This is a genomic window from Streptomyces sp. TRM64462 (assembly GCF_013362995.1).
Taxonomy (GTDB): Bacteria; Actinomycetota; Actinomycetes; order Streptomycetales; family Streptomycetaceae; genus Streptomyces.
This window is the reverse complement of the sequence record NZ_JABWDV010000084.1, coordinates 23,683-34,479: the sequence shown is the minus strand read 5'-3', so window position 1 is coordinate 34,479 and position 10,797 is coordinate 23,683. Positions and strand designations below refer to the sequence as shown.

Here is a 10,797-nt window from a genome sequence, read left to right as displayed (position 1 = left end):
CGCGGGTCAGGGCGCGGGCGCCGGAGGGCGTCGTCGAGGCGTACAAGGCGGCCGGCGCCGCGCTCCGGAAGCGGGGCCTCACCGGGGCGCGCGCCACGGTGTACCTGGTCCTGGACCGGTCGGGCTCCATGCGCCCGTACTACAAGGACGGCAGCGCCCAGCACCTCGCCGAGCAGGCCCTCGCGCTCGCCGCCCACCTGGACGAGACGGCGACCGTGCCCGTCGTGTTCTTCTCGACCGAGGTCGACGGCACCGGCGACATCACGCTCGACAACGCCGAAGGCCGCGTCGAGGCCCTCCACAGCGGCCTCGGCCGCATGGGCCGCACCTTCTACGACCGCGCCGTCACGGAGGTGCTCGCCCACCACGAGAAGAACGACCCCGAGCGCCCGGCCCTGGTCCTCTTCCAGACCGACGGCGCACCCGAGTCCAAGACGGCCGCCACCCAGGCCCTCGCGGACGCAGCGGCGACCGGGCGCCCGGTGTTCTGGCAGTTCGTCGCCTTCGGCGAGGAGGACAGCAAGGCGTTCGACTACCTGCGCCGCCTCACCGCCGGCAACGCCGCGTTCTTCCACGCGGGCCCCGCCCCCCGCGAGGTCCCGCACGCCCGCTTCTACCGCGAGGTCCTGGCCGCCTGGCCCGCCTCGGTGTGACCCCCGGGCGGGGGTCGGGTCCACCGCCGGGCCCCGACCCCCGCCCGCCCCGTACGGCCCACCCGCCCCGTACGGCCCCCGCCCGGGGAAGGGAATCGGAGGTGAGGGCGGCTTCGCGGGCCCGATAGGATTTCGACCATGGCGGCCACTGGATCCGAGAAGCAGGGGAAGACGACGTACTACGTCTCGACCCCCATTTACTACGTCAACGACGCTCCTCACCTGGGCCACGCCTATACGACCGTCGCAGGCGACGTGCTCTCGCGCTGGCACCGTCAGCGCGGCGAGAAGGTGTGGTACCTCACCGGCACGGACGAGCACGGTCAGAAGATCATGCGCACGGCCGAGGCGAACGACGTCACGCCCCAGGCCTGGTGCGACAAGCTCGTCGAGGAGGCCTGGAAGCCCCTCTGGGAGCACCTGGACATCGCGAACGACGATTTCATCCGCACCACCGAGAAGCGGCACACGGACCGCGTCCAGGAGTTCGTGCAGGACCTGTACGACAAGGGTGAGATCTACAAGGGCGGGTACGAGGGCCCGTACTGCGTGGGCTGCGAGGAGTACAAGCTCCCCGGCGATCTGATCGAGGACGAGCAGGGCGCGAAGCTCTGTCCGATCCACAAGAAGCCGGTGGAGATCCTCAAGGAGGAGAACTACTTCTTCAAGCTCTCCGCCTACGGCCCGAAGCTGCTGGAGTTCTACGAGGCGAACCCGGGCTTCATCCAGCCGGAGTCGGCGCGCAACGAGGTCGTGAACTTCGTCAAGCAGGGCCTCCAGGACCTGTCGATCTCGCGCTCCACGTTCGACTGGGGCATCCCGATCCCGTGGGACGACAAGCACGTCATCTACGTGTGGGTGGACGCGCTCCTGAACTACGCGACGGCCGTCGGCTACGGCGCCGACCAGGCGAAGTTCGATGCGACGTTCCCGGCGGACGTGCACCTCGTCGGCAAGGACATCCTGCGCTTCCACGCGATCATCTGGCCCGCGATGCTGATGGCGCAGGGCCTGCCCGTGCCCGGCAAGGTCGCGGCGAACGGCTGGCTGATGGTCGGCGGCGAGAAGATGTCGAAGTCGAACCTGACCGGCATCAAGCCGCAGGACCTGACCTCGCACTTCGGCGTGGACGCCTACCGCTGGTACTTCCTGCGGGCCATCGCGTTCGGCCAGGACGGCTCGTTCTCGTGGGAGGACTTCACCGCCCGCTACACCTCCGAGCTGGCCAACGACTACGGCAACCTCGCCTCGCGCGTCGCGGCGATGGTCGGCAAGTACTTCGGGGGCTCCCTCCCCGAGGCCACGGCGGCGGGCGACGCCGAGAAGGCCGTACACGACGGCCTGACGAGGGCGGTCACCGAGGCCGACCGGAAGATCGGCGAGGAGCTGGACTTCCAGGGCGGCATCCTGGCGGTCTTCGACTTCGTGAAGCAGGTCAACGGCTACATCACGGAGCAGGAGCCGTGGAAGGTCGCGAAGGACGAGTCCCCTGAGGGCAGGGCCCGCCTGGCGACGATCCTCTACACGGCGGCGGAGTCGCTCCGCGCGGTCGCCGTCCTCCTGAACCCGGTCATGCCGGAGACGTCCCAGAAGCTCTGGGAGTCCCTCGGCGCGGAGCCGTCCCTCGGCGCCCTCGCGGACCAGCGGGTCCAGGACGCCGCCACGTGGGGCGCCCTCCCGCCCGGCGCGACGGTCACGAAGGGCGCGGTCCTGTTCCCCCGCCTGGAGGACCCGAAGAAGGCCCAGTAAGGCACCGGCACCAGCACCAGCCCGGCCCACGGGACGGCGTGAAGGCCCCCTCTCCTGGAGGGGGCCCTCGCATGCCCTCAGTCCGCGGCCAGCACAGCGTCGACGAGCAGGGTGTTCTCCCGGTCCGCCGCGTCGCCGACAGCGAAGCTCCGGCGTATGTAGGCGTACGCGAGACCGTGCCGCGGGCTCGCGAACGCGAGGGAGCCGGCCGCGCCCGCGTGCCCGAAGGCGCCCGGGCCCAGAGCCGGGAAGCGAGCGTCGTACAGCAGGAAGCCCACCCCGAACCGGCTCTCCCCCTTGGTCACGACGTCGAGGCCGACGGAGTGGGGCCGGGTGAACGCGGCGACCGTGTCCTCGGTGAGCAGCGGCGGCGCGCCGTCGGTGCCGCCGAGCACCGCCGCGTACGCCCCGGCCGCGCCGCGTGCGGAGGCGACGCCGCCCGCCGACGCCTGGCCGAGCTCCCGCGTGCGCCGGACGTTCGCGAAGGCGGCCAGGTCGGGCAGGTACCGCGTGCTGAAGGCGATCGCGCCCAGGTTCTCCCCTTCGGGCACGGCAGCCCCGGGCAGGGCGTCCTCGGGGACGGCTCCGGGCTCCGGGACGGCGGGCCGCACCGGCAGGTAGCGGGGCTCCAGCTCCTTCGGCAGGCCGAGGTGGAAGTCGAGCCCGTACGGGCGGCGCACCCGGTGTTCCCACCAGTCCCGCAGCGTCCGGCCGGTGGCCCGGCGCACGACCTCGCCCGCGAGGGCGCCGATGACCAGGCCGTGGTAGCCGAAGGCCGTGCCGGGCTTCCAGTACGGGGCCTGCCCCGCGAGGCGCTCGGCGAGCACGCGGTCGTCGGCCAGCTCGTCCACGGTGAAGTGCTCGTCGACGCCGATGACGCCCGCCTGGTGGGCCAGGAGCTGCCGCAGCGTGACGTCCTCCTTCCCGGCCTGCCCGAACTCCGGCCAGTAGGCGGCCACCTCGCGGTCGAGGTCGAGGACGCCGTCCTGGACGAGGAGGGCGACGACCAGGTACGCGGCGCCCTTGGACACCGAGTACACGCCGGTGAGCGAGTCGCCGTCCGTCCCGGGGCCCGCCCAGAGGTCCACCACCCGGCGGCCGTGCCGGTACACCGCGAGCTGCTGCCCGGGGGTCTGGGGCTGGGCGCGCACCACCTGGGCGAACGCCTCGCGCACCCCCTCGTATCCGGTGTCCGTCCACCCGTGCACCGGGTGGGGTCCTTCGTCGTTCACGCTGGTACGTCCCCTTCTGTCAGCTTCTGTCGGCTTCTGTCGGGTCGGTCGCCGGTGGAATTCCCGTCGGCTCAGGCCACGGTGCGTACGTGCGTGGTCAGGGGTTCGCCGTCGGCGTGGAGGTGGAACATGATGGCCGGAGGGGCCTCCGCCGAGCTCCAGGGGCCGTCCGGGTCCCGCTCCCAGGGCAGGAGGGCCGTCGGCGCCACCGCCGGGGCGCAGCGCAGCGGCACGCCGGCGAAGGACGTGGCGGCGGCGGTGTGGGCGTGACCGCACAGCACGGCGGCCACCTGCGGGTGGCGCCGGAGGACCGCCGCGAGTTCCTGCGGGGCGCGCAGGGCGATCCGGTCGACGAACGGGATGCCGAGAGCGAGCGGCGGGTGGTGCAGGGCGACGAACGCGGGGGTGCGCGGCGCGTCGGCCAGGGCGTCGTCGAGCCGGCGCAGGGTCTCCGGCTCCAGCAGGCCCTCGGGACGGCCGGGGATGGAGGAGTCGCACATCAGGACGCGTACGCCGCCGATGTCGTGGACGGTGTCGACGGGGCCGTCCCCCCGCTCCCCGTGGAACGCCGCGCGGAACTCCCCCCGGACGTCGTGGTTGCCGGGGCACAGCAGGACCGGGTAGCGGTCGTGGAGCGGGGCGAGCGCCTCCCGTACCAGCCGGTACTCCTCGGCGGTGCCGTGGTCGGCGACATCCCCCGTCACGACGACGGCGTCGACGCCGGACCGCAGGCCCATGAGGTGGGCGACGGTGCGCTCGACGCGGCGGAGGCTGTTCTCACCGCCGTCGACGTGGAGGTCGCTGATGTGGGCGAGGACGGTCATGTGGCGGCCCTCTCCTTCCCGGCGTCGTCCTCCCTGTCGACGCCGTCGTCCTTGCCGGCGTCCTCCTGTCTCCCCGCGCGCCAGCGCGCCCAGGTGCCGAGGCACATGGCGGCGGAGACCACGAGGATCCCGGCGAAGGTCTCACCGGACTGGTGGAGCCGCGGATCGAGGAACTGGGTGACATAGGTGATCAGCAGGTTCGTGCCGAACAGCATGGACACCGTGATCGGCTCGGTGCGCACGATGCCCTGCTGGAGGAGGTACAGCGAGATGATCACGCCGACGACGCTGATCGCCAGGATGGCCGCGACGTTCCGCGCGGTGTAGGCGCCGAAGCTGTCGCGGACGGCCATCAGCACGAGGGTCGCCACGATCAGCACGACGAAGCGGGACGCCATCATCTGCCGCACGGACACGCCCGCGTCGCCGAGCCGCCTCGTGTAGTAGGTGATGCCCGACAGGGAGGTGGCCGTGAGCACGCAGTAGACGACACCGACGACGAGGTCACCGCGCGACAGGTCGCCGATGGCGGACGACCCGCGGGCGGCGGCGGCGAGCAGGAAGCCCATGGCGGCCAGCATCGCGGCGGCCGCGACGAGTTCCAGCGGCAGCACCTTCGTGCCGGGGCGCAGCTTGAAGCCCAGGAGGATGGTGATGGCGGGGCCCAGGCCGATGATGATCGAATTGGCCATGGCGGGTTCGAAGACCGTGAACGCGTAGAGCACCGCGATCCAGCAGACCGCGGTGGAGACGTTCAGCATCACCATGTCGGGCAGCGTGCGCCGGACCACCGTCTTGAGGGCGGCCTTGTCGGGCAGCGTGAAGAAGTAGACGGCCTGGGCGATGACGAAGGCGTGGAAGGCGATGAACTCCGGGGACAGGCCCTGGACGAGCGAACCCTCCAGGACGGACTTCGTGGAGTTGATGACGCAGTAGCCGAGGACGAGCAGCGGGCCCACGAGGGCGGTGCGGCGGCTAGGCGACATCGTAGAAGCCCTTCCCGTCGAGGTAGCGGGCTGTCATGTAGTCGTGCGCCACGACCCCTTCGACCTCGTGGAGGAGGTGGACGAGCAGGGGATAGGTGAGATCGTTGACGGTGCGGTGGATCTCGTCGCCGGGCGCCACCTTCACCAGCACGTCGTGGAAGCTCTCCAGGGCGCGCAGTTCGTCCATCCTCGGGTATCCGGTGAGCTTGCCGCCGTCCGGGGAGATCATGTTGACGCAGACCGCGTGCCGGGCGATCTCGTAGTCGGTGTGGCGGAGCGCCTCGAACGCCTCGGGGTCGGTGTAGGCGCGTACGGTCCATTCGAGCTGGCTCTCGCCGATGGCCGCGCCGGTGAGCACCGGCAGCATCGCCCCGCACACCCGGGCGCCGGTCTCGACGAGCCGCGGGCCCTGCGGGGTGAGCTTGAGTTCGGTGTGCGCCGGGCCGTTGCGGATGCCGAGGGCGTCGAGGACGGAGAAGGCGTACGGGACGAGCTGGTCCTGCTCGGGGCCGCGGCGGGTCATCAGCTGGGAGCCGCCGAGGAGGTCCCGTACGCCGTTGACCTTGAGGTGCTGGGCCTTCCACACGTCGCAGACGTAGTGCCTGCCGTCCAGGCTGACCGTATTCACGTAGTACTCGGCGCCCACCAGGTACTCCTGGGCGACGACGGCGTCGTTGCGCAGCCCCACCGCGGTGTCGGCACCGACCAGGGCGGTGAACGCGGCGCGGACGTCGTCGGCGGTCTCGCAGAAGGCCACGCCGTCGTTGAGGGCGCTGCGGACCGGCTTGAGCACGACGGGCCGGCCGCTGTCCCCGTACCACTCCATGAGGGTGTCGAGGTCGGAGGCGAGGATCTGGTCGGCGGCGGGGACTCCGGCGGCCTTGACGGTCTCGACCATGCGGAACTTGTCGCGGCGGGCGCCGCTCAGGGCGGTGCCGTTGGTGCGGAGTCCCATCGCCTCGCTGAGCCGGTCCGCGAGTTCGACGCCGATCTCGGCCCCGGCGAGGACGGCGACGGGGCCGTACGGGGCGAGTGCGGCCACCGTGCGGTCCACGTCGCCGTCGTGCACCACGGTCGCGAGGAAGTCCTCGGGGCGCTGGGACGCCGCGAACGCGGCCGGGGGGTTCGCCACGCTGCGGACGTGGAGGCAGGCGTATCCCCGGGCGTGGAAGAGCGGCGCGAGGTGGCTCGCCGTCGAGTAGGCGTCGACGAGGGCGACGACCGGCCGGCCCTGGTGGTTGGTCATGGGTCTCCTTGGGTTCGGTGCGAGGGGGCTCAGTCGACGGCGGCGCCCGCCTTCCGGCGGTGCGGGGCGGAGTCGGGCGGGTCCGGGGCGGCCTGGTCGGGGGCGCCCTCGTCGGAGTCGGGCGGGTCCGGGGCGGCCTGGTCGGGGGCGGCGCAGTCGGCCGGGTCTGCGGTGGCCGCGTCGTCGGGGTGGGGCGGGTCGGTGTCGATCCGCCCGGCGCGCACGGCGCGTTCCAGCCACCAGCCGGCGGCCTGGGAGGTGAGGACGGCGGTGAGGATGAGGGTGGTGAACAGGGAGGCGTTGACGATGCCCGCGTCGAAGGAGACCACCGCCAGGACGATGCCGGGCCCGCCGCGCGCGTTGAGCGCCAGCGCCAGGTCGAGGGAGGCGGTCGCCGACCGGCCCGCCATCCGGGCGCCCGCGTACACGCTCGCCGCCTTCGCCGCGCAGGCGACGCCGAGGAACCCGGCGGTGAGCAGCGGGTCGAAGGAATGCACCAGGTCCAGCTTCAGGCCGACGGTGGCGAAGTAGACCGGGATGAAGAAGCCCGACGCGAAGCGCTGGACGTGCCGTGGCCGCCCCTCGTCGCCGCCGGTGCCCGCGCGGCGCCGCGCTCCCGCGAGCAGGCCCACGACGAACGCGCCGAGCATCGGAGCCACGCCGAGGACCAGGCAGCCGCCCGCCACGCCCAGCAGCACGGTCATCCGCACCGCGATCCCCTCCGACGGAGCCGGGCGCCCGTCCGCGGGGCGCAGGCGCCGGACCACCGCCCCGGCTCCCGTCATGAGGACGAAGAACCCGGTCGAGGCGAGCGCGTGGTACACGGCGGAGGCGTTGGCGGAGTGGATGCCCAGCCAGGCGGCGAGGCCGAACTCGCCGGCCGCGCCGGTCGCCACCATGCCCAGCGCCACCGACAGCACCACGTTGAGGACCACGTCCTCCAGGACCGCGACGGACAACACGATCCGCGCGAACGCGCCCCGCATGATGCCGAGGTCCAGCATGATCCGGGAGATCACGGGGATGCTGGTCACGGCGATCGCGCACGCGACGACCAGGGTCAGCGCCGCCTCGTTCCCGGCGGGCCCGATCACCGCCCGGGTGTCGATCACCCCGACGAGCAGCAGCCCCGCCGCGAACGGCATCGCCATGCCCGCCACCGCGATCAGCGTCACGGGGCGGCCGTCCCGGCGGGAGAACACGGTGCGCATCTCGGCGCCCGCCATGTACATCAGCAGCAGCATGCCGATCTGGTGGATGAGCGCGAGCCCGGACGCCACGGGCCCCGACGACGGGAACAGCCACGCCTGCGCCTCGGGGGCCATCCGGCCCAGCACGGTCGGGCCGAGCAGGAGGCCCCCGAGGATCTCGCCGACCACCGGGGGCTGGCGGAACCGGGCGAACAGCCGCCCCACCAGATGCGCGGCGGCGAGCAGCAGCGCGAGCGCCGCGAGCACCCGGAACAGATCAGCCTGCGACACGGGCGTCCAGACTGAACCGCGAGGCGACCGCGGACCGCGAGCCGGTGTACTTGCCGTCGTACCCGGCGGCCTCGCCCTGCATGGACCAGAAGGCCAGCTTGCCGATGACCATCCCGGGGTAGACGCGGACCGGGTGCGCGACCTTGATCTCCAGCGTCCAGGGGAAGATGGCGCCGCTGTGCCCGAGCGGCGCGCTGTACTGGATCCAGATGCCGAGCGTCGACGCGGACCGGCAGGCGTAGAGCGTGGCCGCGTAGTGCGGGCTGCCCATCGCCTCCATGGTGCCGCCGAGGTAGAGCCGCCCCGGCTCCAGCACCATGCCTTCGGGGCCCATCTTCACCTGCGTGGCCGCGGGCGGCTCGAAGCAGTCGATGGCGTCCTGCTCGTACCACAGGATGTCGTCGGCGAGCCGGAAGCCGTAGCTGTTCGGCTCGACGCGCTCGGGGTCGAAGTCGTCGATGTGGATGCGGCCCGCCCGCACCTCCGCGAGGATCTCCGGTCCGCTCAGTATCACAGCCAGCTCCCCAGCAGCTCGTGGACGGCGGCCCGGTACGCGTCCAGGCCCGCGCTGTTGTCGATCATTCCGTCCGGTTCGATGAGGTCGATCCCGCGCGTGGACCGGTCGGCGCGCGACGGGTCGCCCCGCTCGGCCAGCCGCTCCTGGCGCAGCCCTTCCTCGCAGGTGACGCGCAGCACGCGGAAGCCGTGGGCGCGCAGCGCGGGCGCGTCCACGTGCGGGTCGCGCAGGTCGTCGTTGACGATCAGCTCCGCGTCGGTGTCCGCCAGGCGGCGTACGAAGTCGTCGGCGAGCGACGCGGGGCGTATCCGGCGCATCGCGTCGGCCAGCGCCTCCATCAGGACCTGGTCCTGCGCCCCGTCGGCCAGCGAGGTGCCCGCCGCCCGGTAGACCTGCTCCTGGAGGTCGTACAGCGGCTTGGCGAGCTTCACCCGGGCGTGGGTGAGGCCCTTGTCGCGGGCGAACTCCTCGATGAGCGAGGCGCAGGTCGACTTGCCGGCGCCGGCCAGGCCGACGACGGCCACGCGCAGCGAGCGGGGGGCGTCGGTCATCGTCCGGCCTCCTTGAGTACGGCGTCCGGGTCGATGTCGAGGGTTCCGCGCAGCCGGATCATGTCGACGGAGCCGAGCACGGAGCGCAGTGCGGACAGCGACCGGTAGAACCCGGCGTAGTCCGGGACGAGGTACGTCTGCCAGGTGAAGAACGTCGTGTCGGCCTGCCGGTCCACGATCTTGTTGAGGTGGGCCCAGCGCTCGTTGGCGTCCGTCAGCGGACGCACGGTCAGCGGCTCCCCGGGCCTGACCTCCGGCAGCAGCAGCGCGGCGAGCCGCCTGGGCTCCGCCGAGAACTCCGATCCGAGCCAGGACTCGAAGAGATCCGGGTCGACGAGGATCTTGTGGCCGGGGTCGTAGGTGTCGATCCGGTCGTCCACGTGCTCGCGCACCAGCTCTTCGAGGCGGGCGTCGGCGCGGAGCGTGCCCACACCGACGTACGGGTAGTCCCGCCAGGGGTGGACGACGACGACGTCGCCTTCGACGGTGACGAAGAGCTTGTCGCCGGTGAAGTACCGCCAGCCGGGCCTGCGCAGCGCGGACAGCAGTGTCGTCGTCTTGCCGGCGCCCTTGGGCCCGGCGATGATCACGGCGTCGCCGTCGCGGTACAGCCCGGAGGCGTGCAGGACCACCGTGCCGAGGTTCTCCTCGTGGCGGATGACGAGGTCGCGGATGAAGTCGATCATCTGCACGGTGGAGCCGTCGGTGACGCGCATCAGGAAGGCGTTGTCGTGCGCGGTGTCGGCGGGCGCGTCGAGCAGCGTGTAGCGGTTGACGTAGCGCCTGCGTCCGCCGTCGTCGACGACGTGCGCGTCGAAGTTGAACGCGGCGGCGTTGCTGCGCCGGATGACGGACGGGGGAAGGGACCAGACCTCCGGGTCGACGTCCGTGTCCGGGTCGTAGGCGCGCACGTCGACGCGGAACGTCGGCTCCTGCGCGGCGCTGTCGCCCATCAGGTGGCGGAAGAAGCGGTGGATCGGGGCGAACGCGCCGGACGCGTCGTCGGCGACGTCGAACCGGATCGTCGTGTGCAGGAAGTTCAGGTAACAGGTCATGTTCGTGCCGCTCTCTGTCATGCCGCGCTCTGTCATGCCGCTGTCTGTCATGCCGCCGACTCGGCGACGACCCGCAGGAGTTCCTCCGCGTGGGCCTGGAAGGACTGGGACCAGATGGGGTCCAGCAGGGGCGCGAGCCCGTCGACGCCCAGGTCGAAGGTGAGGGTGAGCGTCACCCTCGCCCCGCCGGGCTCCGGCGCCACCGACCACTCACCCGACAGGTGCTCCAGCTCGCCGGACAGCTGCTCGAACCGCAGCCGGTATCCGGGACCGGCGGCCTCCCGCTGCACCCAGGAGACCTCGCTGCCGTTGAGCAGCACCGTCCACTCGTTGACCCGGAAGGCCTTGTCCCGCGCGGGACCGGGCCGTACGGCCACCACATGGCGGGCGCGCGCGGCCAGGGCCTCGGCGTTCTTCACGACCTCCCACGCCTCGTCGGCCGGCCGGCCCTCGATGAGCGTGTCCGCGTGGATCACAGGCATGTCACTGCACCTCTCCGCCGC

Annotated in this window: 11 protein-coding genes; 2 read left to right on the top strand and 9 right to left on the bottom strand. The window is 72.1% G+C overall.

All coding sequences use genetic code 11. The features are described from left to right. Both HTZ82_RS04080 and metG read left to right on the top strand, forming a co-directional pair. Positions 1-653 (top strand): VWA domain-containing protein (locus HTZ82_RS04080; protein ID WP_175407874.1); only part of this gene is annotated, 653 nt, incomplete at its 5' end. Positions 654-791: 138 nt separating this feature from the next. Continuing rightward, complete coding sequence (gene metG, locus HTZ82_RS04075) at positions 792-2,402, top strand: methionine--tRNA ligase (RefSeq protein WP_175407873.1); 1,611 nt, start codon at positions 792-794, stop codon at positions 2,400-2,402. 77 nt (positions 2,403-2,479) lie between these two features. On the opposite strand, the gene HTZ82_RS04070 is transcribed toward metG, so the two are convergent. From HTZ82_RS04070 to HTZ82_RS04030, 9 genes are all read right to left on the bottom strand, one after another. Beyond that, positions 2,480-3,634 carry a serine hydrolase domain-containing protein gene (locus tag HTZ82_RS04070; RefSeq protein WP_309235295.1) on the bottom strand — a complete coding sequence of 385 codons (1,155 nt, stop codon included), beginning with the start codon at positions 3,632-3,634 and terminating at the stop codon, positions 2,480-2,482. 71 nt (positions 3,635-3,705) lie between these two features. Further along, positions 3,706-4,458, bottom strand: coding sequence for a phosphodiesterase (locus HTZ82_RS04065; protein WP_175407872.1), 753 nt, complete (start codon positions 4,456-4,458; stop codon positions 3,706-3,708). Then, positions 4,455-5,444, bottom strand: coding sequence for a DMT family transporter (locus HTZ82_RS04060; protein ID WP_175407871.1), 990 nt, complete (start codon positions 5,442-5,444; stop codon positions 4,455-4,457). Before HTZ82_RS04060 ends, HTZ82_RS04065 begins: the two co-directional genes overlap by 4 nt. Next, positions 5,434-6,690, bottom strand: coding sequence for an ATP-grasp domain-containing protein (locus HTZ82_RS04055; protein ID WP_175407870.1), 1,257 nt, complete (start codon positions 6,688-6,690; stop codon positions 5,434-5,436). The genes HTZ82_RS04060 and HTZ82_RS04055 overlap by 11 nt, the downstream gene beginning before the upstream one ends. A gap of 29 nt (positions 6,691-6,719) precedes the next feature. Next, entirely contained in the window at positions 6,720-8,171 is a 1,452-nt protein-coding gene (locus tag HTZ82_RS04050) for a cation:proton antiporter (protein ID WP_175407869.1), read from the bottom strand. After that, the gene (locus tag HTZ82_RS04045) at positions 8,158-8,685 is read right to left on the bottom strand and encodes a deoxycytidine triphosphate deaminase (RefSeq protein WP_175407868.1); all 528 of its coding nucleotides are present in this window, start codon (positions 8,683-8,685) and stop codon (positions 8,158-8,160) included. Before HTZ82_RS04045 ends, HTZ82_RS04050 begins: the two co-directional genes overlap by 14 nt. Beyond that, positions 8,682-9,239 carry a hypothetical protein gene (locus HTZ82_RS04040; protein WP_175407867.1) on the bottom strand — a complete coding sequence of 186 codons (558 nt, stop codon included), beginning with the start codon at positions 9,237-9,239 and terminating at the stop codon, positions 8,682-8,684. Before HTZ82_RS04040 ends, HTZ82_RS04045 begins: the two co-directional genes overlap by 4 nt. Next, positions 9,236-10,315: a hypothetical protein gene (locus HTZ82_RS04035; RefSeq protein ID WP_254711599.1), complete on the bottom strand. Its 1,080-nt coding sequence runs from the start codon at positions 10,313-10,315 to the stop codon at positions 9,236-9,238. The genes HTZ82_RS04040 and HTZ82_RS04035 overlap by 4 nt, the downstream gene beginning before the upstream one ends. A 26-nt stretch (positions 10,316-10,341) precedes the next feature. Continuing rightward, entirely contained in the window at positions 10,342-10,776 is a 435-nt protein-coding gene (locus HTZ82_RS04030; RefSeq protein ID WP_175407866.1) for a type II toxin-antitoxin system RatA family toxin, read from the bottom strand. Positions 10,777-10,797: the final 21 nt, after the last annotated feature.

Excerpts from the sequence above, each read along its gene's own strand:
- HTZ82_RS04030 (WP_175407866.1), bottom strand. The coding sequence starts at position 10,776 with ATGCCTGTGATCCACGCGGACACGCTCATCGAGGGCCGGCCGGCCGAC.
- HTZ82_RS04035 (WP_254711599.1), bottom strand. The coding sequence starts at position 10,315 with ATGACAGAGAGCGGCACGAACATGACCTGTTACCTGAACTTCCTGCAC.
- HTZ82_RS04040 (WP_175407867.1), bottom strand. The coding sequence starts at position 9,239 with ATGACCGACGCCCCCCGCTCGCTGCGCGTGGCCGTCGTCGGCCTGGCC.
- HTZ82_RS04065 (WP_175407872.1), bottom strand. The coding sequence starts at position 4,458 with ATGACCGTCCTCGCCCACATCAGCGACCTCCACGTCGACGGCGGTGAG.
- metG (WP_175407873.1), top strand. The coding sequence starts at position 792 with ATGGCGGCCACTGGATCCGAGAAGCAGGGGAAGACGACGTACTACGTC.
- HTZ82_RS04055 (WP_175407870.1), bottom strand. The coding sequence starts at position 6,690 with ATGACCAACCACCAGGGCCGGCCGGTCGTCGCCCTCGTCGACGCCTAC.
- HTZ82_RS04060 (WP_175407871.1), bottom strand. The coding sequence starts at position 5,444 with ATGTCGCCTAGCCGCCGCACCGCCCTCGTGGGCCCGCTGCTCGTCCTC.